This is a genomic window from Ochrobactrum teleogrylli, from assembly GCF_006376685.1.
Taxonomy (GTDB): domain Bacteria; phylum Pseudomonadota; class Alphaproteobacteria; order Rhizobiales; family Rhizobiaceae; genus Brucella; species Brucella teleogrylli.
Map to the genome: position 1 here is coordinate 15,084 of NZ_VEWL01000022.1, position 24,013 is coordinate 39,096.

Consider the following 24,013-nt stretch of genomic DNA (forward strand, 5'->3'; position numbering starts at 1 on the left):
CTCATATGAAAGCCATTCTCAAAGCCCCTTATCGCAAGGCTCTCGCTGTTCTTGCGGCATCCGTTGCCCTCGCAAGCCTCTCTGGCGCTGTTTCATTCGCGCAGGACGCTCCCAAGCCTGCCGACGCAGCACAGACCGCAGCCGCTCCTGCTGAAAAGGAAGATCCGGCAAAGGTTCTGGCAACCGTCAACGGCAAGGACATCACTGTCGGCGACGTCGATCAGGCCGCGGGCGATCTCGATCCGCAGTTTGCCCGTCTTCCGGCTGAACAGCGCCGTCTGGCAGCCCTGGCCGCGCTGATCGACATCAAGGCGATGTCGGCGGAAGCGGAAAAGCAAAAGCTGGACCAGACCGACGAGTTCAAAACCCGTCTGGCTTTCCTGCGTGAGCGCGCGCTGCACAACGAATATTTCAAGGATTCCATCGTCGACAAGATCAGCGATGCCGATATTCGCGCTCGCTACGACAAGGAAATTGCCGCCATGCCGCCTCAGGTCGAAGTGCGTGCGCGTCACATTCTCGTGAAGACGAAGGAAGAAGCCGAAGCCATCATCAAGAAGCTCGCCGGTGGAGCGAAGTTCGAAGATCTGGCCAAGGAAAGCTCCACTGACGGTTCCGCCGCCAATGGCGGCGATCTTGGCTACTTCACCGAAGGCCAGATGGTTCCGGAATTCGAAAAGGCAGCCTTCGCGCTGAAGCCCGGCGAATACACCAAGGAGCCGGTGCAGACCCAGTTCGGCTTCCACGTCATTCAGCTCGAAGATCGTCGCACCAAGCAGCCGCCTGCATTCGATCAGGTCAAGGAACAGATCCGTTCGATCATTCTGCGTGAGCGTTATGTCGAAACGGTCAAGAAGCTCCGCGACGCCATGAAGATCGACTACAAGGATCCGGCCGTCGAAAAGGCTATGAAGGACGCAGCCGCCGCGCAGGACGCCGGTGATGCGGGCGACGCGCCTGAAGGCGAACAGCCGCAGCAGTAAGTTTCGATCAATGTAAAACGCCCCGGTCTTCCGGGGCGTTTTTCGTTGTATCAGCTGTTTCTGCTTGATTTTGTCCCGCAAACATTTCCAATGCGCCAGAATCAAGAATTTCGATGATCCATCGAACCGAACATCCTGAACCGACCCCTTTTGAGGCACTCATGTCTGCGTCCGTTTCTCCGCTCGCTCCAAAACATTATCCGTCCATGCCTGCCATCGACGGTGTGCGCATCGCTACTGCCGCTGCCGGAATCAAATATAAGGGCCGAACCGATGTGATGCTGATGGTGTTCGACCGCCCGGCGGAAGCCGCAGGCGTGTTCACCCGTTCGCTCTGCCCGTCGGCTCCGGTCGATTTCTGCCGCAAGAACCTCGTTCACGGCAAGGCGCGAGCGGTGGTGGTCAATTCGGGCAATGCCAATGCCTTCACCGGCGTCAAGGGCAAGGCCGCGACCGAAGCGACGGCGGAAGCCACGGCGAAGGCCGTGGGCTGTGCCACGACCGATGTGTTTCTGGCCTCTACTGGTGTCATCGGCGAGCCGCTCGATGCGAGCAAATTCTCCCATCTGCTCGGCGACATGAACAAGGATGCGGTCGCGGATTTCTGGACCGAGGCCGCCAAGGCCATCATGACCACGGACACCTATCCGAAGGTCGCGACCGAAACCGTGCTGCTGGGCAAGGTTCCCGTCACGATCAACGGTATCGCCAAGGGCGCTGGCATGATCGCGCCGGATATGGCGACGATGCTGTCCTTCATCGTCACCGATGCGCCGATCAAGGCCGATGTGCTGCAAAGCCTGCTGTCGAAAGGCGCGAACAAGAGCTTCAACGCTGTCACCGTCGATAGCGATACCTCCACCTCCGACACGCTGATGCTGTTTGCAACCGGCGCTGCGGCAGGTCGCGGCGCGCCGAAGATCACGGATGTATCCGACAAACGTTTGAAGGAATTCAAGAAGGCGCTGAAGCGCGTTTTGAAGTCGCTGGCCTTGCAGGTCGTGCGTGACGGCGAAGGCGCGCGCAAGATGATCGAAATCGAAGTAACTGGCGCCAAGTCGTCCGTTTCGGCGAAGAAGATCGCGCTTTCCATCGCCAATTCGCCGCTGGTCAAGACGGCTGTGGCGGGCGAAGACGCCAATTGGGGCCGTGTCGTCATGGCCGTGGGCAAGGCAGGCGAACCGGCGGATCGCGACAAGCTCGCCATTTCGTTCGGTGATATTCGCGTTGCCTATCAGGGCGAGCGCGATCCGGCTTATTCCGAACAGGCAACCTCCGCCTATATGAAGGGCGAGGATATCCACATCCATGTCGATCTTGGCATCGGTCGCGGCGAAGCCACCGTCTGGACCTGCGATCTCACCAAGGAATATGTAGCCATTAACGGCGACTATCGAAGTTAAGGCCCGAGATATTCGGGTTCCAGCGGCCTGCAAATAGCACTCTTTTGCGCTTCCGGTGCTCATGTACCTTAAAGTACACTCCGCTCCGGTTCTCAAAGAGCACTATTTTCGGCACGCTGGAACCCGAATCTCAACGGGCCCGGAGGCCCGGCCGTTAGATGTTGAAATGCTTGCAGGAATTCCAATGACCAAACCAAGTCTTGCCATTGTCCGCCAGCTTGAAGCCGTAGGCTTCCGCGCCTGGCCTGCCACGTCGGTTCATTACGACGGAACATGGGCGATCCGCATGACGGCAGCGCATTCCTCCAAGCGTTTGAACTCGATCAATCCGCTCGATCCGGGCGACACGCGGGATATTCCAACCCGCGTGGAGCTGGCGGCGCAGCGCTTCCGCGCTTATGGCCGCGTGCCGTGTTTCCGGCTTTCGCCGCTCGCGCCTGTCGAGCTTGAAGATTATCTCGAAGGCCTCGGCTGGAAGCGTCAGGACGAAACCATCGTCATGACCTGCAATCTGACTGAGATCGATCTGTCGGGCGAGATCGACCAGATTCCGCTGAAAGATATCGGTCGTTTCGTCGATGCGTCGCTCTCCATTCACGAGCGCCCGGAAGAGATGCGCCCCGGCATGTCCGAAATTCTGGACGGCATTCGCCCCAACAAGGGCATGTTCGTGCTGGAGGCAGAAGGCCGTGCAGTGTCCGATGTGCTGTGCGTGCAGGATGGCGTCATGGCCGGTTTGTTCGATGTCGGCACCTTGCCCGAGGCGCGCCGCAAGGGCTACGGCCACAGTGTCGTCGGCTCGGCGCTCAAATGGGCGGCAAAGCTTGGCGCCAGGACGGCATGGCTGCAGATCGAAGCGGAAAATGTCGCCGGTCTCGCGCTCTATGAACGCTTCGGCTTTCAGGAAGCCTATCGTTACGCCTATCGGGAGAGCAACGAGAAATGAGCGAAGTGAAGAACCGTCGCATTCTTCTCGTGGCAGCCTGCGCGCTGGTGGATTCCGATGGGCGGGTGCTGCTGGCACAGCGTCCGGAAGGCAAGCAGCTTGCAGGCCTTTGGGAATTTCCCGGCGGCAAGGTCGAGCCGGGCGAAACACCTGAAGAGACGCTCATCCGCGAATTGCAGGAAGAAATCGGCATCACCACGAAGGTGGCCTGCCTCGCGCCTTTGACTTTTGCCAGCCACACCTATGATGATTTTCACCTGCTGATGCCGCTCTATGTCTGCCGCCGTTTCGAAGGCATTGCGCGCGGACTGGAAGGGCAGGCGCTGAAATGGGTGCGCCCGAAGGATATGCGCGATTATCCGATGCCCCCTGCGGATGAACCGCTGATCCCGTTCCTCATTGATCTCCTGTAGTTTTTCGAAAATCGGTAGCGCTTATCAACAGCTGTGAAAAAGCTGACAATTTATTACGATTAAGGCTGGCAGTTAATCTCTGATTCACTCCGTTGCGGCATTCTCGAGTGGGAGCCGCTCCGGAGTTGGGTATCATGAGTTTCGACAACAATTATTTCAGTGCCGATCACAACGAATATGCACCCACCACTTTGACAAAAGCGGGGCGTGGTTTCCTGCGTCTGGTGCTGTTGTTTGGTTCTGCCGCTGTGGCAATGGCGCTGATTATTGTCCCGATCCTCAACGATCAGGCGGCGAAGGTTGCGGCCCAGTCGGTTCTGCCAGCGGGTATTGATCGGACCATGACCGGCTCCATCAAGCGCGATCCTGCCACCCAGCCACGTGCCGCCGCACAGACCTATACGGTGCGCAAGAGCGTGCTGCAGCCGAACCCGAATTCGGTCTGCGTCATCGATGTGGATGGAAGCCATCGCGGCGACTGCTAATTACTCTTCTTCGGCTTTCTTCAGCGCATCGGCCAGCGATGCCTTGGCGGAGCCGGGCTTGAGCGGCTTTTGCTGGGATTCATGCGGAGCCCAACCGGACAGCCAGATAATCGAGAATGTGGCGCGGATGCGCCCGTCCGGGTCGCTGAAGCGTTCGGCATAGATTTCCGCTGCGCGCAGGAATAGCCGTTTCGATACCGGACGGCGCGAACGGTCGCGTACGATATTCTGCATCCCCATGGCGCGCAGATCGGCCATCAGGTTGAACAGCGAATCATAACGCACCGTCACGTTTTCCACGTCTGTTACCGGCAGTGCAAAGCCGGCGCGCTGCAACAGGCCGCCGACATCACGCACATCTGCAAACGGAAAAACGCGTGGCGATGCACCACCGGTCAGTTCGATTTCCGCCTGTAGCAGACTTTCACGCAATTCGCCGAGCGTGCCGCTGCCGCTGAGCGCTGCGAGAAAAAGCCCATCAGGCTTCAATGCGCGGGCGATCTGCACCATGGCACCGGGCGTGTCATTGGTGGCGTGCAGCGCCATCAGCGATACGATCAGATCGGCACTGCCGGGTTTGATCGGCAGCATCTCCTCGTCACCGACGATGGCCGGAAACGGACCTTTCAGGAAATCCGCATCGCGTTCGACGCGCAAAATCGTGTCCGCCTTGCCGGAACTCGCAATGGCCGCTGCCGCAAGTCCATTATGGCCCGCCAGATCGATGGCGACGGGAAAGCGACGCTCGACGGTATCCAGACGGTCGGCAAGGTCTTCGGCCACGCGTCGCAACAGAAAATCGGCACCCGGTTCGGCGCGCCGAAAAGCGCGGCGGCGAAAGGCAAGCTGTAGATCGCGGTCGAAGATCGCGCTTTCGGGGGCAGGCATGGAATCCGTCTTTTCTTTTGCTACGCGGCGTATAGTGTAAAGCATGTCGCGGAAAAGTGGGAACCGGTTTTCCGGCAACGACATGCGTAGAAACAAATAGATAAAGCGCGACGCGCTTTAGTCGCGGGCATAGATGCATTCGAACGGGGGCGAATGCAATGGCGGATGATGATACACCGCATCAAACCTTTTTGCGCAGGCTTTACGCCGGTGCGCGGTTCGCTACGCGGCATGTGCTGCGCACGACTACCAATCTGTTGTTTCCAGCAAACTGTGTCGGCTGTCAGGCGCATGTCTCGCAACCGGGGACATTGTGCCCGGCCTGTTGGTCGCAACTGCGCTTTATCGAGCGGCCTTATTGCCCGGTGCTGGGTGTGCCGTTCGGTCACGACTTTGGCGACGGCTTCATGAGCGCTGAGGCTATTGCCGATCCGCCTCCGTTTCGTCGCGTGCGGTCGGCGGTGGTGCATCGCGGGGCGGCGCAGCGCATGGCCGTGGCGCTGAAATTCCATGACCGCACCGATCTCGCGCCATGGATGGCGCGCTGGATGCAGCGCGCAGGCCGCGAATTGCTGGAGGAGTGCGAGGTGATCCTGCCGGTGCCGCTGCATCGCTGGCGCTTCTGGAGCCGCCGTTTCAACCAGTCTGCGGAGCTTGCGCGTGCGCTGGCAAAGCAAAGTGCACTGCCTTTTGCGCCGCAAGCCCTGAACCGTATCCGGCGCACCGAGCAGCAGATCGGGCTTGGCTCCAAGGAGCGCAAACGCAATGTGGATGGTGCCTTCCGTGTGCCGAAGGAGCAGGAAATTCACGTGCGCGGACGCCGCGTCCTGCTGATCGATGATGTTTACACGACGGGCGCGACGGTGAAGGCCGCAACACGCGCCTTGCTGCGCGGCGGGGCAAAAAGCGTCGATGTTCTGACATTCAGCCGTGTTCTGCCTGATTGAAGCTTGCGGGCAAGAACAAGCCTGCACACACCGTCGTGAAACCGGGAGGGTCTTCCAGAGCGAAGCGTTGCCGACTATATAGTGGGGCAACGAATGGAGTTTTTCATGGTTGACGTCACCATCTATACCCGCCCCGGTTGCCCCTATTGCTCGCGTGCGGTCGATCTCCTGACCCGCAAGGGCGTGGAATTCAACGAGATCAATGCGGGCGCTACGCCGGAACTGCGTGCCGAAATGCAAGAGCGTTCGGGCCGCAACACCTTCCCGCAGATTTTCGTCGGCGCCGTGCATGTCGGCGGCTGCGACGATCTCTTCGCGCTGGACAGTCAGGGCAAGCTTGACGGTCTGCTCAAGACCGGCGAACTGAATTAATTTTTATAACGGGGGAGAAACCGATGAGCACGTTTCGCGCTGCCGCACTACAGATGCGTTCCGGCACTGATGTTGTCCGCAATATCGAGGATCTGGAGAAACTTGTCGCTGAAGCGGCGGCGCAGGGCGCGACTTACGTGCAATCGCCCGAAATGACCGGCGCGATGATGCGTGATCGCGTGGCGTTCAAGGCAAGCCTGCGCGACGAAGCCAATGACCTTGTTTTCAAGGCAGCTTCGGCGCTGGCGGCAAAGCATGGCATCTTCCTGCATATCGGCTCGACGGCCATTGATGCGGGCGACGGCAGGATTGCCAATCGCGCCGGATTGTTTACGCCCTCCGGCGAAAAGCTCGTCTCCTATGACAAGATCCATATGTTCGATGTCGATCTCGACAATGGCGAAAGCTGGCGCGAATCGGCAACCTATGAGCCGGGCAAGGAAACGGTTGTCGCCGAACTGCCTTTCGCCAATCTTGGCATGGCGATCTGCTACGACATTCGCTTCCCGCAGCTTTTCCGCGCACAGGCGCTTGCTGGCGCCAATGTGATTACCGGTCCCGCCGCCTTCACCAAACAGACCGGCGAGGCGCACTGGCACATCTTGCAGCGTGCGCGGGCCATCGAAAATGGCGCATTCCTGATCTCGGCGGCGCAGGGCGGATTGCACGAGGACGGGCGCGAGACCTATGGGCATTCGATCATCGTGTCGCCCTGGGGCAAGGTGCTGGCCGAAGCCAACCATGATGAACCGGCTGTGATCGTTGCCGATATCGATGTTGCCGAAAGTGCTGCGGCGCGCGGCAAGGTGCCGAATTTGAAGAATGCGCGCGAGTTTACCGTGAAGACGGTAACCGCAAAACAGAAAGAGGACGCGTAATTCCATGATCCGCTTTTCGCTTCATTGCGATAACGGCCATGAATTCGAGGGCTGGTTCCGCGACAATGCCGATTTCGATCGGCAGTCGGAGATGAAGTTCGTCTCCTGTCCGGTCTGCAATTCGCATCAGGTGCAGAAGGCCCTGATGGCCCCGGCCGTTTCGACGGCGCGGGCCAAGGAAAAGATCGCAATGGCGCTGGGTGAAGCCCAGAAGAAGGTTCTTGAAGAAATGCGCGATTTGAGCCGCAAGGTCCGCGAGAATGCGGATTATGTCGGTGACAAATTTGCCGAGGAAGCGCGCAAGATCCATTTCGGGGAAACGGAACAGCGTGGCATCTATGGCGAAGCCTCGCGTGAGGACGTGCATTCGCTGCTTGAAGACGGCGTTGACGTGATGCCATTGCCGGTTTTCCCGGAAGATCAGAATTAGGTTTCTGCCCGACACCTGTTCGGCATGACAGCACGGCAGGGGAGGCCGAACGCATGAAATTGATGGAGTCCGCCTCCTTTCTGCTTCTGGCCACCGGCACCTTGCTGGGGCTTATCCCGCCTCTGGGAAAAATCGCCGCCCAGGCGGGCGTCCCGCCTGCCATGTGGACCTTTCTGTTTTCCGCCAGTGCTGGCGTGATCTTGCTTGCCCTTCTGCTTTTGCGGGGAAAAAGCCTCGGCTTTTCCGGCGGGCGCGCACGCTATTACGTCTGCACGGCAATCATTTCCTATGCCTTGCCCAATCTTCTGATCCTGTCGGCAATTCCGCGTCTCGGCGCTGGTTTCACGGGAATCATGTACACGCTGTCGCCGGTTATCACGCTGGTGATTTCGATGGGTTTCGGCTTGCGCCGTCCCAATGCGCTGGGCATTGGCGGCATTGCCGTCGGCTTCATCGGTGCAATCCTCGTGGCGCTGACACGCGGCGAGGTCGGCAAACCCGCCGATCCGCTCTGGGTTGCGGCCGCCTTGCTTATTCCGGTGTTTCTCGCCTGCGGCAATGTCTATCGCACACTGGACTGGCCAAAAAACTCCGATCCGACAGAGCTCGCGGCAGGCAGTCATCTGGCTTCCGCCATCATGCTTTTTGCAGGAATTTTGCTGTTCACCGGCGGTTTTCCGGTTGAGACATTTGCGCTTGCACCATGGGCTGCCACAGCACAGGCGATTGCGTCGGCTGGAATGTTCGCGCTGTTCTTCCGGCTACAAGCGGTGGGCGGACCGGTCTATCTCAGCCAGATCGGCTATGTGGCCGCAGCGCTCGGACTCATTTCCGGCACGCTGTTTCTGGGCGAGCATTATCCGCCGCTCACATGGATCGGTGCTGTCGTCATCGCGATTGGTGTGGCGATGACAACCAGAGCCCAGAGGGGATAATTATTAAAGCTGATTATTGGATGATTATTCGGGCCGCTCGGCCAGAACCATATAATTCACATCCGTATCGCGGGAGCGGCTCCAGCTGTCGGCAAGCGGATTATAGGTGACGCCCAGCTTGTCGATGAGGCGCAGCCCGCCTTTCGAAAGTGCGGATTCCAGCTCTTCCGGGCGCACCAGTTTTTCATATTGATGGGTGCCGCGCGGCAGCCAGCGCAGCACATATTCCGCGCCGATAATCGCCAGACCATAGGCTTTCAGCGTGCGATTGATGGTGGCGACGAACATCAGCCCGCCGGGCTTCACCATTTCGCTGGTCGCGGACATGAACAGATCGACGTCCGAAACATGCTCGACCACTTCCATGTTCAAAACCACGTCGAATTTCTCCCCAGCCTCCGCCAGAGCTTCCGCCGTCGTGGCGCGGTAATCGATCTCGACGCCGCTTTGCGCGGCGTGGATTTTCGCAACCTCGATATTGGTGGTGGAGGCGTCCGCGCCGATCACGGTTGCACCGAGGCGCGCCATCGGTTCGCAAAGAAGGCCGCCGCCGCAACCGATGTCGAGCAAGCGCAATCCCTCAAAGGGGCGCGGCGTATTCGGATCGCGATTGAATCTAGCGCAGATTTTTTCCTTGATATAGGCAAGGCGCGTCGGATTGAATTTGTGCAGCGGGCGGAACTTGCCCTGCGGGTTCCACCATTCTGCGGCAATGCGCGAGAAATGCTCGATCTCGGAAGCGTCGATGGTGGTGCGGGCAGTCTCGGTCATTTCATTCTCCAGCTGCGGAAGCGTGCAGTTCTGCTCTCAAGGTAGCGCTTCAAAGTCAAGCTGCAAATCAAATTCCGGCATTCGTGGCCCTATCGGAACGTTCTTGCGAATCGCGGCCTTGCGGAACCGCGACATATTAGCTATGTGACCCCGGGTTTGCCTGTCGCAAGATTATAAGGTTTGGACAGGTGAGAGTGTAATTTTCAAAATAGCGGGACGTATCCTGAAATGGCGCGCATCGTGATGAAATTCGGCGGCACTTCGGTGGCCGATCTGGAACGCATCTATAATGTGGCGCGCCACGTCAAACGCGAGGTCGAGGCGGGCAATCAGGTTGCTGTCGTCGTCTCGGCCATGTCCGGCAAGACCAATGAACTGGTCAACTGGGTTCAGAACATGCCGAAGGTATGTGGCGCCAGTTCGCCTTTCTATGATGCGCGCGAATATGACACCATCGTCGCTTCCGGCGAACAGGTGACGAGCGGCCTTCTGGCCATTGCGCTTCAGTCGATTGGTGTCGATGCGCGTTCGTGGCAGGGCTGGCAGATTCAAATCAAGACCGACAATGCGCATGGCGCGGCCCGTATTCAGGACATCGACGGTTCGGAAATCATCCGTCGCATGGAAATGGGACAGGTTGCTGTTGTGGCCGGTTTCCAGGGCTTGGGCCCGGATAACCGCATCGCGACGCTCGGACGCGGTGGTTCGGACACCTCGGCTGTGGCTGTCGCCGCTGCGGTGAAGGCTGATCGCTGCGATATCTATACCGATGTAGACGGCGTCTACACGACCGATCCGCGCATCGAGCCGAAGGCGCGCCGCCTGCCAAAAATTTCCTTCGAGGAAATGCTGGAAATGGCTTCGCTTGGCGCCAAGGTTTTGCAGGTGCGCTCGGTCGAACTCGCCATGGTGCACAAGGTACGCACTTTCGTGCGCTCGAGCTTTACGGACCCCGATGCGCCGGGCATGGGTGATCCGATCAACCCGCCCGGAACGCTTATTTGCGACGAGGATGAAATCGTGGAACAGCAGACCGTCACAGGTATCGCCTTTGCGAAAGATGAGGCTCAGATTTCGCTGCGGCGTGTGGCCGACCGACCGGGCGTGTCGGCAGCCATTTTCGGCCCGCTCGCCGAAGAACACATCAATGTCGATATGATCGTCCAGAACGTGTCGGAAGACGGTTCCAAGACCGATATGACCTTCACGATCCCGACCGGCGACATCGACAAGGCGCTGCGCGTTCTCGACACGGTCAAGGGTGAAATCGGCTTCGACAACATCCAGTCGGAAACGGGTCTGGCCAAGATTTCCGTGATCGGCATCGGTATGCGCAGCCATGCGGGCGTTGCCGCCACCGCCTTCAAGGCGCTGGCCGAAAAGGGCATCAACATTCGCGCCATCACGACGTCGGAAATCAAGATCTCGATCCTGATCGACGGCCCTTATGCGGAACTCGCGGTGCGCACGCTGCACGCCGTCTACGGTCTCGACAAATCGTAATCAGCTGAACGCTGATATTAAGCCGGCATAAAACCCGGCTTTTACTAAACCGTTTTGAAACAATGCCGCGTCCGTAAATGGTTCGCGGCATTTTTTCGTTCCGGAACCTGGCAGAATTTCTGCTTAAAGCACTAGACGGCAGTGTCAAAAATGCTCACAAAGGGGTTGGCGTAACGCGTCGCGGGCGGGTAATGGGAATCGGTCGGCGAAAGCGGGCCACCAGTCCGAACGGCTTTCGGTAGTACGGAGCAAGCAAAGCCGTTTTCTCTTTATTCGCCGCAGTTCGCACGGAAAGCCGCTTCACCTCGGTGCCGAAACTGCACAAGAGGAGTGTCCGACGATCATGCGCGATCAGACAACCGGTCCCCGCGTGCTGCTGAAGCGGCTGCGCGAATTGATGGCTGAGCCGCTTGAGCCGCAGCCGCGCCTTGACCGGATCGTCCGTGAAATCGCGCAGAATATGGTCGCGGAAGTCTGCTCCTTCTATGTGCTTCGCGCTGACGGCGTACTCGAACTCTACGCCACCGAAGGTTTGAACCCTCAGTCGGTCCATCTGGCGCAATTGCGTCTCGGTCAGGGCCTTGTCGGCACGATTGCTGCAAGCGCGCGCCCGTTGAACCTCACTGATGCGCAAAGCCATCCGGCCTTCGCCTATCTGCCGGAAACGGGCGAAGAAGTGTATAATTCTTTCCTCGGCGTTCCCGTGCTGCGCGCAGGCCGCACGATGGGCGTTCTCGTCGTGCAGAACCGCACCAAGCGCGCCTATCGTGAAGATGAAGTCGAAGCGCTTGAAACGACAGCCATGGTGCTTGCCGAAATCATCGCATCCGGCGATGGGCTGAAGCTCGTGCGCCCCGGCATCGACCTTGATATGGGCCGCCCGATGAGCGTAACCGGGGCGGCCTTCAATGACGGCATCGGTCTTGGTCACGTCGTGCTGCATGAGCCGCGCATTGTCGTCACCAATCTCTTCAATGAGGATAGTCAGGCGGAACTTGCCCGTCTCGATCAGGCGCTCGGTTCCCTGCGCATTTCCATCGACGACATGCTGTCGCGCCGCGATGTGGCCATTGAGGGCGAGCATCGCGAAGTGCTGGAAGCCTATCGCATGTTCGCGCATGATCGTGGCTGGGTGCGGCGTCTGGAAGAGGCGATCCATAACGGTCTGACCGCAGAAGCCGCAGTCGAAAAGGTGCAGAGCGACACGCGCGCGCGGATGATGCATCTGACCGATCCCTATATGCGCGAGCGCCTGTCGGATTTTGATGATCTTGCCAATCGTCTGCTGCGCCAGCTGATGGGCCGCGACATCAAGACGATGGCCGAATCGCTGGTCAAGGATGCGATCATCGTGGCGCGCTCCATGGGCGCCGCCGAATTGCTGGACTATCCGCGTGAGCGTTTGCGCGGCGTGGTGCTGGAAGACGGTGCAGCGACGAGCCATGTGGTGATTGTGGCGCGCGCTATGGGGATTCCCGTGGTGGGGCAGGCCAAGGGCGCCGTTTCCATGGCGGAAAACAACGATGCCGCCATCGTCGATGGCGACGAGGGCGTGGTGCATCTGCGTCCGCAGTCCGATCTCGAATCGGCCTATGCGGAAAAGGTTCGCTTCCGGGCGCGGCGTCAGGCGCATTATCGCGAATTGCGCGACAAGCCCGCCTTGACCAAGGATGGCGTCGATATTTCGCTTTTGATGAATGCGGGCCTTCTGGTCGACCTGCCGCAGCTTGCGGCATCGGGCGCATCGGGCATCGGCCTGTTCCGCACCGAGCTGCAGTTCATGGTCGCCTCGACTTTCCCGCGGGCGGAGCAGCAGGAGCGGCTCTATCGCTCGGTCATGGAAGCGTCGGGCGACAAGCCGGTCACTTTCCGCACGCTCGATATTGGCGGCGACAAGGTGCTGCCTTACTTCAGCGCATCGGCGCAGGAAGAAAACCCGGCGCTTGGCTGGCGCGCCATCCGTCTCACGCTCGACCGTCCGGGTCTGCTGCGCACCCAGCTGCGCGCGCTTTTGAAGGCGGCGGGCGGACGTGAACTGAAGCTCATGCTACCGATGGTGACGGAAGTTGCCGAGGTGAAGGCGGCGCGTGAGATCATCGAGCGCGAGGTGCGCCATCTGTCGCGGTTTGCGCATGCGCTTCCGACGCGGATGAAGCTTGGCGCGATGGTCGAAGTTCCAGCCCTGTTGTGGCAGCTGGACGAGCTGATGACGGCGGTTGATTTCGTGTCCGTCGGCTCCAACGATCTGTTCCAGTTCCTGATGGCGGTGGATCGCGGCAATTCGCTGATTTCCGGTCGTTTTGACCAGCTTTCTCCGGCTTTCCTGCGGACGCTGCGCCATATTGTCGATACCGGCAACCGGCATGACAAGCCGGTCACGCTCTGCGGTGAAATGGCAGGACGTCCGCTGACGGCGATGACGCTCATCGGCCTCGGCTTCCGCTCCATCTCCATGTCGGCTGCGGCCATCGGCCCGGTCAAGGCGATGCTCGGCGCGCTCGATACCACGAAGCTGAATGCGCTTCTCAATGAAGAGCTGGACAAGCCGAACGTCGCGCATTCGCTGCGCGAATTGATGCTTCGATTTGCAGAAGACAACGATATTCCGTTATAGCAAGGCAAATTGCATAGAATGACCGGGTGTGGCGCGGAATGCGGCAGGCCCGGTTTCGCACATTTGCACACGGACGACAGTTTTTAGGACATGACATGATCGCATTGCCGCAGGACCGGATGGACCAGCTCTTGAAGCGGTTCTCGATGATCGAAAGCCAGATGGCCGACAATCCGGATTCGGAAACCTATGTGAAGCTTGCTTCCGAATATTCCGAATTGCAGGAAGTCGTCGGCAAGATTCGCGAATTGAGCGATGCGCGTGGCGAAGCGAAAGATCTGGCGGCGATGCGCGACGATGCGTCGACGGATGCCGAAATGCGCGCCTTGGCTGTCGAGGAATTGCCGGAGGTCGAAAAGCGCGTCGAGGCGCTGGAGCAGGAAGTGCAGATTCTGCTTTTGCCCAAGGATGCTGCTGACGAAAAGAACGCCATTCTTGAAATTCGCGCCGGTACGGGTGGACTGGAAGCAGCGCTTTTCGCGGGCGATCTCTTCCGCATGTATGAGCGCTACGCCAGCGAAAAGGGCTGGCGCGTCGAGCTGGTCTCTGCCAGCGAAGGCGATGCGGGCGGCTATAAGGAAATCATCGCGACGGTTTCCGGCAAGGGCGTGTTCTCGAAGATGAAGTTCGAATCGGGCGTGCATCGCGTGCAGCGTGTGCCGGAAACCGAGGCTGGCGGGCGTATTCATACATCGGCTGCGACGGTTGCCGTGCTGCCGGAAGCCGAAGACATTGATATCGAGGTCCGCAACGAGGATATCCGCATCGATACGATGCGCGCATCGGGCGCTGGCGGACAGCATGTCAACACGACTGACTCGGCCGTGCGCATCACCCATATTCCGACCGGCATCATGGTGGTTCAGGCGGAAAAATCCCAGCACCAGAACCGCGCCCGCGCCATGCAGATCCTGCGCGCCCGCTTGTACGATATGGAACGGCAGAAGGCGGAAAGTGAACGCTCGGAAGCGCGCCGCAGCCAGGTCGGTTCCGGTGACCGTTCGGAACGTATCCGTACATACAATTTCCCGCAGGGCCGCGTTACCGATCACCGCATCAACCTGACGCTCTACAAGCTCGACCGTGTGATGGAAGGCGATCTCGACGAACTGGTCGATGCGCTGATTTCCGATCACCAGACAGCACTTCTGACCGAACTGGGCGCCTGAGCGTGAGTAGCGAGCGTCTTGACGTTCTGGCAGCGAAGGCGCGACGGCAGTTGCGCGATGCCGCGCTCGAAACGCCCGATCTTGATGCGCGCCTGCTCATCGAATGGGCGACGGGCGCAACAAGGCTCGATCTGATTTCCGCGCCGGACCGGCAGATCGATGCGGAGCGTGTCGAGACCTTGCGCGCGGCGCTGGAGCGTCGTGCAAAAGGCGAACCCGTGCATCGCATTATCGGCGTTCGCGAATTTTACGGCCTGCCATTCCGGCTTTCCGCGGAAACGCTTGAACCGCGCCCGGATACGGAAGCGCTGGTGGAACTGGTTATTCCGCCGCTAGAAGCGCTGATCGAAAAACATGGCGTCGCCGAATTGCTCGATATGGGCACCGGGACCGGGGCGATTGTGATCTCGCTCCTGCATCGCTTCGAGACATTGCATGGCATCGGTCTCGATGTGTCGGAAGGCGCGCTGGCTACGGCGCGAATCAACGCTGCGAACAATGGCGTAAGCGAACGTTTCGCGGCGCTGCGAAGCGACTGGTTCGCCAATATCAGCGGACGGTTTCATATGATCGTCTCAAACCCGCCCTATATTCCGCATGAAGACATTGCCGGTCTGTCGCGGGAAGTGCGCGAGCATGATCCGCTTGCGGCGCTGGATGGCGGTCAGGATGGGCTGAATTTTTACCGCGCCCTTGCAGAACGGGCAGTTGAGTACCTATATGAAGGTGGTATGGTTGCCGTAGAAATCGGCGCCGGACAATTCCAGGATGTAAAAGCGCTGTTTGAGCAAGCGGGTTTTGAACTCGCAAACGATGCGCGTGATCTGGGCGGCCATAGAAGGGCCATGCTTTTTGCGCAAAAATCATAAACGAAATTTTGATACCCAACGGCGCGAAAAAACACTTGGAATTTGCCGCGAAGCCGTTTAGTTTCCGGCCACCGTATACAGCCAGAATGGTTTTGCCCGCTTTTTGAGGGCCGTGGCGGAAATGCTCCATGACGATTTGAGGTCATGCTCTCCCGGGGTCTAAGCCTTTGGAGATGGCTCGTACGGAAGTACACGACTTTCAGGCATGGTCCCGAAAAGCGATGCTTTTCGGAATGGGCCTTGCACAATGCAACCGTCAGGTTCCGGCCATCCATCTGGATATGCGGAGCTGAGAGGCATGTCGCGGAAAAGTGGGGACCGGTTTTCCGGGAACGGCATGCATAAAAGCAACCCCTTAATGTGCGTCACGCGAACAATATGAAATGCGGCGCGCTTTAAGAATAGTCGATGTGTAGGAAGTTTTAGGGCGTGCTTCCTCCATGGCTCAATAGCAAGAAACAGGCGGCTTTTTTCGTCGCAACGTTTCTGCGCCCTTTAATCTGAAAAGAGATGAATATGAGGCCAGCACAGCAGAATAGGCGTATGCGCGGACGGGGGAATAACAACAATAATAATAACAATAACCGCAAGGGCCCCAATCCTCTGTCGCGTAATTACGAAAGCAACGGACCTGACGTAAAGATCCGTGGCAATGCGCAACATATTGCAGAAAAATATTCGACCCTCGCGCGTGACGCTCAGGCTTCTGGCGACCGGGTGATGGCTGAAAACTATCTTCAGCACGCTGAACATTACAACCGCATCATCATGGCTGCCATGGCGCAGAATCCGGTGCCGTTCCAGCGCGAAGAAACCTTCGACGATGACGGCGCCGATGACGACGATACCGGCTTCACGCCAGCCGTGGCCGCAGAGCCGCGTCCGGTCAATGGTTCGGGCCCGCAGCCGGTCATCGAAGGCACCCCTGCCGAAGTAATCTATGGCGAGGAAAGCGGCGAAAGCCGCCAGCCGCGCGAACGTGACAATCGCGATCGCCGCCTTGGACGTGGACGCCGCCCGCAACGTGAACGCTTCAATGCCGAAGAGCGCCCGGAAGCGCAGGCCGGTGAAGCAGGCGAACAGCCGGTCGTAGAAGCTCCCGTGGAAACACAGGAACCAGCTCCGGTCGCCCGGGCTGCAAAGGTTGCTCCGGTGGTTGCCGAAGCTGCACCGGTTGAGGCTCCGGCAGAAGCACCTGTCGAAGCAAAGGCTGATGATGAAGCTGCGCCGCGTCGCGCCACCCGTCGTCCGGGTCGTCCGCGCCGTGTTGCTAAAGATGCCGGCAGCGATACGCCAGCAACGGAACCTGTCGATTCGGACGCTTAAGCGTTTCGATATCCAATTTGAAAATGGCGCGGTTTTCCGCGCCATTTTTATTTGGTCGCGCTTGCGTTGCCCACCCTTGCCGAAAGGCGGTCATAGTCCCATATCCTGTCTTGGAAAGACATGAAGCCCGCCCTTGCGGGGGCTTCGTCACCCAACATCTTCCGGTGCCTCTAGAGGGCTGGAGGGCAAAGGAGACATTATGAATATTGAAAAATACACGGAACGCGTTCGCGGTTTCATTCAGTCGGCGCAGACCTTCGCGCTTTCGTCCGGCAACCAGCAGTTCACCCCTGAGCACATCCTGAAAATCCTTGTCGATGACGATGAGGGGCTTGCCGCATCGTTGATCGAGCGGGCTGGTGGACGCATTGCCGATGTGCGCCTCGGTTTGCAGAGCGCATTGGAAAAGCTGCCGAAAGTATCGGGCGGCAACGACCAGCTTTATCTCTCGCAGCCGCTGGCCAAGGTTTTCACGCTTGCCGAAGAGCTTGCCAGCAAGGCGGGCGACAGCTTTGTCACGGTCGAACGGCTGCTGACGGCGCTGGCCATCGAGAAATCCGCAAAGACATCTGAAATTCTTGCCGCAGCCGGTGTCACACCGACGGCGTTGAACAAGGTCATCAACGATATGCGTAAGGGCCGCACTGCCGATTCCGCTTCTGCCGAAAGCAATTATGACGCGCTGAAGAAATATGCGCGTGATCTGACCGAGGATGCCCGCAACGGCAAGCTCGATCCGGTGATCGGTCGTGACGAGGAAATCCGTCGTACGATTCAGGTTCTGTCGCGCCGCACCAAGAACAATCCGGTGCTGATCGGCGAGCCAGGCGTCGGCAAGACAGCTATTGCTGAAGGTCTGGCGCTGCGTATCGTTAATGGCGACGTGCCCGAATCGCTGAAGGACAAGCAGTTGATGGCGCTCGACATGGGCGCGCTGATTGCCGGTGCGAAATATCGCGGCGAGTTCGAGGAACGGCTGAAAGCGATCCTGTCAGAAGTGCAGACGGCTGCCGGTCAGGTCATTCTCTTCATCGATGAGATGCATACGCTTGTCGGTGCAGGCAAGACCGATGGTGCGATGGATGCGTCCAACTTGCTCAAGCCTGCCCTGGCGCGTGGTGAGTTGCACTGCGTCGGCGCGACCACGCTGGAAGAATATCGCAAATATGTCGAGAAGGATGCCGCACTTGCGCGTCGTTTCCAGCCGGTGTTCGTGGATGAGCCGACAGTCGAGGATACGATCTCGATCCTGCGCGGCCTGAAGGAAAAATACGAGCAGCATCACAAGGTGCGCGTATCGGACTCCGCACTGGTCGCAGCCGCAACGCTGTCGAACCGCTACATCACCGACCGCTTCCTGCCCGACAAGGCTATCGACCTTGTGGACGAGGCCGCATCGCGTCTGCGCATGCAAGTCGATTCGAAGCCGGAAGAACTCGACGAGATCGACCGCCGCGTCATGCAGCTGAAGATCGAGCGCGAAGCCCTGAAGGTGGAAACCGATGCCGCTTCCAAGGATCGTTTGCAGCGTCTTGAAAAAGAGCTGACCGATCTGGAAGAAGAATCAGCTGAACTGACCGCCAAGTGGCAGTCGGAAAAGCAGAAGCTCGGCCTTGCCGCCGATCTCAAGCGTCAGCTTGAGGAAGCGCGCAATGCACTGGCGACCGCACAGCGCAACGGTGAATTCCAGAAGGCTGGTGAGCTTGCTTATGGCAAGATCCCGCAGCTTGAGAAGGAACTTGCCCAGTCTGAAAGCCAGGAGAACAAGGGTTCCCTGCTGGAAGAGACCGTGACGCCGGAACATGTCGGGCAGGTCGTTTCGCGCTGGACAGGCATTCCGGTTGACCGGATGCTCGAAGGCGAGCGCGAAAAGCTGCTGCGGATGGAAGATGAGCTTGCAAAGCGCGTCATCGGTCAGGGCGAAGCCGTTCAAGCGGTTTCCAAGGCGGTGCGCCGTGCGCGTGCGGGTCTTCAGGACCCGAACCGGCCTATCGGTTCGTTCATCTTCCTTGGGCCGACGGGCGTCGGCAAGACCGAACTGACCAAGGCACTGGCATCGTTTCTGTTTCAGGACGACACCGCGATGGTGCGTATCGATATGTCGGAATTCATGGAGAAGCACTCCGTGAGCCGTCTGATCGGTGCACCTCCCGGCTATGTCGGTTATGAAGAAGGCGGTGCGCTGACGGAAGCTGTTCGCCGGAGGCCATATCAGGTGATCCTGTTCGATGAGATCGAAAAGGCGCATCCCGATGTGTTCAACGTGCTGTTGCAGGTTCTGGATGATGGGCGTCTGACCGACGGTCAGGGCCGCACGGTCGATTTCCGCAACACGGTCATCATCATGACGTCCAATCTTGGCGCCGAATATCTCGTCAATCTGGGCGAGAAGGATGATGTCGAAAGTGTTCGTGATGAGGTGATGGGTGTGGTCCGGGCGGCATTCCGGCCGGAATTCCTGAACCGTGTCGATGAAATCATCCTGTTCCACCGGCTGCGCCGCGAGGATATGGGGGCGATTGTCGATATCCAGTTGCAGCGTCTTCAGACCTTGCTTACCGATCGCAAGATCGCATTGGAGCTGGGAGAGGATGCGCGCGAATGGCTCGCCAACAAAGGATATGATCCGGCCTACGGCGCACGTCCTTTGAAGCGGGTGATTCAGAAGGAAGTCCAGGACCCGCTCGCCGAGCGCATTTTGCTGGGCGACATTCTGGATGGTTCGCTCGTCAAGATCACCGCCGGTTCGGACAGGCTCAACTTCCGCCCGGTTCGTGGTGCTCTGGAACCCGATCCGAAGAACGAAAGCGTGGAAGCCTGACCTCCCGCTTGCCCCAACAAAGCGCCGCAGTCGTAAGATTGCGGCGCTTTTTCTTGGGCTCTACCGCATCCGGCTTCGGATGTGCCGCAAGCATGAAGAAATTTTACAGATACAAATTTCATAAAACTTGTCGTCACTTGGCCATTTTCATGTCCAGTTCATCTGGCATCTGCTGATACTCGGATAATCAGTTATTAACCATATTCGCGGCATCCATGATCTGACGATCCGATTGAACGGTCTGATATTACGGGCACCTGGGACTTCCTTCATGACGCATTCCATACGCATGCTTCGTTTCGCATTGTTCGCTTCTGCGGCGCTTCCTGCTACCGGTGCGGGCGCTTTCGCAGAAGAAACCCGTGATGCCACGCTCACGGAAGCCCCGGTGCAACTGGCGCAGCTCTATGATCCCGGCGAAGAGGTCTATCACGACCGGCGCGTGCGCGTTTACATCGACCAGTATGGTCGACGCGTGACGATGGATCGTCGTGGGCGCATCATCAGCGTTGAGGATGCCAATAGCTATGATCGCAACAGCTATGGCGGTCACAACAGCCGTCGTGATCCGCAGGAAGACGACAACTGGACACTGAACGGCCCGGTTGATGGCGGTTCGCCCTATGACGGCTTCAGCAATGTGCCGGAAGACCCGAATTATTATCCCGCCGCCCCGTCTGATCCGAGCTATCGCGGCAATCAGGATGGTCAGGTGCAGCGTTCGGAATTGCCGCCGTCCGGCGAAAACTATCCCGATAATACGGGCACCAATTCCGCTAGCATCGACCAGAATTATGGCGGTCAGGACAATTACGGTCAGCCCGGCTACGAGCAGCCCCGCAACGTGCCGCAATCGAGCGACATGGCCCCGGCCATCGAAATGCCGAAGGGCGAGGGCGCCAAGGCCAAGATCGCAGCCTTTCAGGTGCTGCTTGATCGCGCTGGCGCATCGCCCGGCGTTATTGACGGCCGCTCAGGCAGCAATGTCGACAAGGCTGCTGCCGCTTATGGCGAATTGACTGGAAAATCCATCAATCCGACGGACGACGCGGCAGTGAATGCCGAGTTGGAAGCAACCGGTGGTGCGGCCTTCTTCGAATATACGATCACCAACGAGGATGTCGGTCGCCAATATGTGGCCTCGATCCCGGAAGATTACGCCCATAAGGCGCAACTCTCGTCGATGGCCTATACGTCGGTGACGGAAATGCTGGGCGAGAAATTTCACATCGACGAAAATTACCTGAAGGAAATCAATCCGGGTGTGAATTTCAATCAGCCGGGTACCATCGTCAAAGTGCCGAATCTCGGCAAGCCGGTGCGCGCCAAGGTGGCGAGAATTATTGCCGACAAGGGACGCAAGCAGGTTCGTGGCTATGATGAAAGCGGCAAGCTCGTCGTGGCCTATCCGTCAACCATCGGTTCATCGGATAATCCGTCGCCGTCCGGCATCGTGCAGGTGGAGCGTATCGCGATCAACCCGAATTACACCTATAATCCCAAGATCAATTTCAAGCAGGGCAATAACGATAAGGTTCTGACCATTCCGCCGGGACCGAACGGGCCGGTGGGCACCGTGTGGATTGCGCTGTCCAAGCCAACTTACGGTATCCATGGAACGCCGGAGCCGTCAAAGATCGGCAAGACGTCGAGCCATGGCTGCGTGCGATTGACGAATTGGGACGCAGAAGAACTGGCCAAGCTCGTCAAGGCAGGCGTCACCGTCGAGTTTTCCGAATAGTTCGACCTGCACGGGTCATATAACAAGCCGGGACAAGCATTGCTTTCCCGGCTTTCTGTTATCCCTTGGTCGATGCGTTGGCAGCAAGCTTGGTGCCGTTATCGTCGCTGTTCAAAAGCGCGTCGATGCGATCACGCTCCTGCTTGAAGGCTTCAAGTTCTTTGCCCTTCAAGGCCTTGTTATCCGGCAGGCGGATGCGAAGCGGATCGACTTTGGTTCCATTGACGATCATTTCATAATGCAAATGCGGCCCGGTCGAGAGACCGGTCGAACCGACATAGCCGATCACCTGGCCCTGACGCACTCTTGCGCCGGCGGTCACGCCACGGGCAATCGCATTCTGGTGATTGTAGCTGCTGACATAGCCATTGGCGTGACGAATCAGGGTCTGATTGCCATAACCATTGGACCAGCCTGCCTTCTCGACGACGCCATTACCCGTCGCAATGATGGGCGTGCCGCGCGGTGCTGCCCAATCGACGCCGGTATGCATGCGGCTATAACCGAGAATCGGATGGCGGCGCATGCCGAACGGGGAGCGGAACACACCGTTGGGCACCGGATTGCGCAGCAGAAACTGCTTTGCGCTCTTTCCGCTCTCATCGAAGTAATCGACGCTGCCGTCTGGCGCCTGATAGCGGTAGAATTTTCGGGTCGTGCCGCTGAAAGTAGCCGCCACATAAAGCAGCTGCGAATCGTTGTCTGCCTTGTCCTGTTCGTCGGCACCGTCGGGTAGCGAGAAGAAGGCGTCGATATTGTCGGTCGGCGTCAGCTGCGCCTGAAGGTCTACGTCGGTGGCCAACATCTTGACCAGCTGTTCGCGCATTGTTTCGGTCATGCCATAGGCAAGGGCCGCGCGGCTGATACCGTCATAAACATTGGGCAGGTTGCCGCGGATGGCGCTGGGGACAGCATTGCCCTCGAATGCCGTCTGCAAAAGCGGCGTTCCTTCGGGTTCATCGGACGGCACATATTGCTGACGGTCGTTCAACGTGACGGTAACAAGGTGCGTGGTGCGATTATAAATGCTCGCGCGTACGATGCGGTCTTCGCCGTCGCGGGTTTCAGTCCCGATGCGCAGGACGCTGCCTTGCTTCAGGCGCGGCGAATTCATCATCTTGCTCAACGCATCGACCATGTTCGACGTGTCATCGCCAGTATAGCCCGCATCTTCCAGCGCCTGCGCAATATCGGCGGTCTGCCGGAAGGGAATCAGTTCTTCTGAAAAGCCGTCTTCGGTCTGTTCGTCATTCGCCTTCGGCGCAACGCTGACATTTTCCTGCGTGATCTTCACGCCGAGGGCGGGGCCGAGCGCATAAGGAGAATCATTGCCGCCAAAGCGGGCCGGATCAACATAATGCAGCGAGGCGACCTGAACATCGCCATCGGTCAGCAGGCCGCCGGTGTCGCGAACGACCTTTTCAACTTCATCGACCGACAAATCGCTCGATGCGTCGAAGGTCGCGCTGTTCAGCGGAAAATCGACAACATGGAGACTGACTTCGCTTTCAACCTTGGCGCCGTAAATCTGGCCGGTGTCTGCCGGTTGCGGCGCGGCGGGACCTTCGGAGAACACGGTCAGCGCATCGAATGCCGGATATTTGCGGCTGGTCGGATGATCAACCGCAAGAGCCATGCTCACCAGTTCGAACGGGCGGGTGCGGATCACTTCGCGTTCGCCGACTTTCTGCATGGTAGAAAGGTCGAACCGGCGGCGGTCGCGCGGTTGCTGAGCCGAAACCGTGCTGACGAGACGGCCACCTTTGGTGACAGCACTTTCCTCAGCGGCGCCTGGCATATCATTGAGGGCAAGAATTTCGGGCGGGGTCGCCAATTGCTCGCGCCCATCGAGAGCTGCAAAAAGTGCAACACCAATCAGCATGCAGGACGTAACGCCAGTCAGGAAGGTGCCGGCAAGCCAGCGTGCCGAAACTTCGCGCCGATCAGGAGGCCGCCGCCGTCCGCCTACGCTCAGCGGGGGCTCGTCACCCGGATCGAGATTATTCGGCCCCATATCCTTCATACTGCTATAGTCGGCCCTTCTTTTTAACCTGATGGCACGAAAACGTGCTTGAACATCGCTTGTCAGAAAAGCGACTTATGCGCTGATCCGATGCTAAGGTGTCTTCCTTTGTATAGGGAAGGCTCCCAAACGGGCATCAGAGTTTTGCCTGCCGTTGACGCGTAAGTCAATGACGAGGCGGCCAAACGCCGATATCCACAATGCAATCGGTTCTTCGTCTGGATGCAATAAGGCTGATTTTCAAATTCAGCGGAAGCTAATCGTCCAATGAGGCTGGTTTGTGGCCCGGCTTTCCGCAACGGCACTTTCGCCTCGTATATATAGAGTGGTGAAATCCCGGAATTTGCCGCCCTGTGGAAGACTGTCAAAAAAATATCAAAAAACCTCAGAAGCTGTGTTGACAGTTTGGCTTAGTCCGCCCTATATAGCGCCACAACGAGGGCGGCGACGCTGCTAGCGGCAGGTTGCTTCGTCCTTGAGTTCTGGTGAAAGTGGT

Annotated in this window: 21 protein-coding genes; 17 read left to right on the forward strand and 4 right to left on the reverse strand. The window is 58.6% G+C overall.

Annotated features, from left to right (window positions below):
- The first annotated feature begins 5 nt into the window (after positions 1-5).
- Positions 6-983: a peptidylprolyl isomerase gene (locus FIC94_RS21390; RefSeq protein WP_140026347.1), complete on the forward strand. Its 978-nt coding sequence runs from the start codon at positions 6-8 to the stop codon at positions 981-983.
- 7 nt (positions 984-990) lie between these two features.
- Here FIC94_RS21390 and FIC94_RS22515 read toward each other — a convergent pair whose 3' ends face one another.
- Positions 991-1,146, reverse strand: a complete 156-nt coding sequence (locus FIC94_RS22515; protein WP_180918098.1) for a hypothetical protein — start codon at positions 1,144-1,146, stop codon at positions 991-993.
- Between FIC94_RS22515 and argJ the strand changes: the two genes are divergently transcribed.
- The 4 genes from argJ (at position 1,145) to FIC94_RS21410 (ending at position 4,230) form a co-directional block, all read left to right on the forward strand.
- Positions 1,145-2,386 carry a bifunctional glutamate N-acetyltransferase/amino-acid acetyltransferase ArgJ gene (argJ, locus tag FIC94_RS21395; protein WP_109369879.1) on the forward strand — a complete coding sequence of 414 codons (1,242 nt, stop codon included), beginning with the start codon at positions 1,145-1,147 and terminating at the stop codon, positions 2,384-2,386. The genes FIC94_RS22515 and argJ overlap by 2 nt on opposite strands.
- 184 nt (positions 2,387-2,570) lie before the next feature.
- Positions 2,571-3,332, forward strand: a complete 762-nt coding sequence (locus FIC94_RS21400) for a GNAT family N-acetyltransferase (protein WP_109369878.1) — start codon at positions 2,571-2,573, stop codon at positions 3,330-3,332.
- Positions 3,329-3,745 (forward strand): 8-oxo-dGTP diphosphatase MutT, encoded by a 417-nt coding sequence (mutT, locus tag FIC94_RS21405; RefSeq protein ID WP_109369877.1) that lies wholly within the window; start codon positions 3,329-3,331, stop codon positions 3,743-3,745. Before FIC94_RS21400 ends, mutT begins: the two co-directional genes overlap by 4 nt.
- 134 nt (positions 3,746-3,879) lie before the next feature.
- Positions 3,880-4,230, forward strand: a complete 351-nt coding sequence (locus FIC94_RS21410; RefSeq protein WP_109369876.1) for a hypothetical protein — start codon at positions 3,880-3,882, stop codon at positions 4,228-4,230.
- On the opposite strand, the gene FIC94_RS21415 is transcribed toward FIC94_RS21410, so the two are convergent.
- A complete protein-coding gene (locus tag FIC94_RS21415; protein ID WP_109370329.1) occupies positions 4,231-5,118 on the reverse strand; it encodes a methyltransferase domain-containing protein in 888 nt (295 codons plus the stop codon).
- A gap of 158 nt (positions 5,119-5,276) precedes the next feature.
- On the opposite strand from FIC94_RS21415, the gene FIC94_RS21420 reads away from it, so the two are divergent.
- From FIC94_RS21420 to FIC94_RS21440, 5 genes are all read left to right on the forward strand, one after another.
- Complete coding sequence (locus tag FIC94_RS21420) at positions 5,277-6,065, forward strand: ComF family protein (protein ID WP_140026348.1); 789 nt, start codon at positions 5,277-5,279, stop codon at positions 6,063-6,065.
- Positions 6,066-6,170: 105 nt separating this feature from the next.
- Positions 6,171-6,437 (forward strand): glutaredoxin 3, encoded by a 267-nt coding sequence (gene grxC, locus FIC94_RS21425; RefSeq protein WP_140026349.1) that lies wholly within the window; start codon positions 6,171-6,173, stop codon positions 6,435-6,437.
- A 23-nt stretch (positions 6,438-6,460) separates the two neighbouring features.
- On the forward strand, positions 6,461-7,315 hold the full coding sequence (locus FIC94_RS21430; RefSeq protein WP_140026350.1) for a carbon-nitrogen hydrolase family protein: 855 nt from the start codon (positions 6,461-6,463) through the stop codon (positions 7,313-7,315).
- 4 nt (positions 7,316-7,319) lie between these two features.
- Positions 7,320-7,745, forward strand: a complete 426-nt coding sequence (locus FIC94_RS21435) for a DUF1178 family protein (RefSeq protein WP_140026351.1) — start codon at positions 7,320-7,322, stop codon at positions 7,743-7,745.
- 53 nt (positions 7,746-7,798) lie between these two features.
- Complete coding sequence (locus tag FIC94_RS21440; RefSeq protein WP_140026352.1) at positions 7,799-8,680, forward strand: DMT family transporter; 882 nt, start codon at positions 7,799-7,801, stop codon at positions 8,678-8,680.
- A 24-nt stretch (positions 8,681-8,704) separates the two neighbouring features.
- Here FIC94_RS21440 and ubiG read toward each other — a convergent pair whose 3' ends face one another.
- The gene (ubiG, locus tag FIC94_RS21445) at positions 8,705-9,451 is read right to left on the reverse strand and encodes a bifunctional 2-polyprenyl-6-hydroxyphenol methylase/3-demethylubiquinol 3-O-methyltransferase UbiG (RefSeq protein WP_140026353.1); all 747 of its coding nucleotides are present in this window, start codon (positions 9,449-9,451) and stop codon (positions 8,705-8,707) included.
- A 228-nt stretch (positions 9,452-9,679) separates the two neighbouring features.
- Here ubiG and FIC94_RS21450 point away from each other — a divergent pair, with 228 nt between their 5' ends.
- The 7 genes from FIC94_RS21450 to FIC94_RS21480 all read left to right on the forward strand — a co-directional run bounded on the left by FIC94_RS21450 (position 9,680) and on the right by FIC94_RS21480 (position 21,494).
- Complete coding sequence (locus tag FIC94_RS21450; RefSeq protein WP_109369871.1) at positions 9,680-10,954, forward strand: aspartate kinase; 1,275 nt, start codon at positions 9,680-9,682, stop codon at positions 10,952-10,954.
- A gap of 343 nt (positions 10,955-11,297) precedes the next feature.
- Positions 11,298-13,568, forward strand: coding sequence for a phosphoenolpyruvate--protein phosphotransferase (gene ptsP, locus FIC94_RS21455; protein ID WP_109369870.1), 2,271 nt, complete (start codon positions 11,298-11,300; stop codon positions 13,566-13,568).
- A gap of 95 nt (positions 13,569-13,663) precedes the next feature.
- Positions 13,664-14,737 (forward strand): peptide chain release factor 1, encoded by a 1,074-nt coding sequence (gene prfA / locus FIC94_RS21460; protein ID WP_140026354.1) that lies wholly within the window; start codon positions 13,664-13,666, stop codon positions 14,735-14,737.
- Positions 14,738-14,739: 2 nt separating this feature from the next.
- Positions 14,740-15,606, forward strand: a complete 867-nt coding sequence (gene prmC / locus FIC94_RS21465; RefSeq protein WP_140026355.1) for a peptide chain release factor N(5)-glutamine methyltransferase — start codon at positions 14,740-14,742, stop codon at positions 15,604-15,606.
- Between the two features lie 516 nt (positions 15,607-16,122).
- Positions 16,123-16,932 (forward strand): DUF4167 domain-containing protein, encoded by an 810-nt coding sequence (locus FIC94_RS21470; RefSeq protein WP_109370326.1) that lies wholly within the window; start codon positions 16,123-16,125, stop codon positions 16,930-16,932.
- 199 nt (positions 16,933-17,131) lie between these two features.
- Positions 17,132-19,753, forward strand: a complete 2,622-nt coding sequence (gene clpB, locus FIC94_RS21475) for an ATP-dependent chaperone ClpB (protein WP_109369867.1) — start codon at positions 17,132-17,134, stop codon at positions 19,751-19,753.
- Positions 19,754-20,024: 271 nt separating this feature from the next.
- Complete coding sequence (locus FIC94_RS21480; protein WP_140026356.1) at positions 20,025-21,494, forward strand: L,D-transpeptidase; 1,470 nt, start codon at positions 20,025-20,027, stop codon at positions 21,492-21,494.
- Positions 21,495-21,552: 58 nt separating this feature from the next.
- On the opposite strand, the gene FIC94_RS21485 is transcribed toward FIC94_RS21480, so the two are convergent.
- Complete coding sequence (locus FIC94_RS21485; RefSeq protein ID WP_140026357.1) at positions 21,553-23,517, reverse strand: M23 family metallopeptidase; 1,965 nt, start codon at positions 23,515-23,517, stop codon at positions 21,553-21,555.
- Positions 23,518-24,013: the final 496 nt, after the last annotated feature.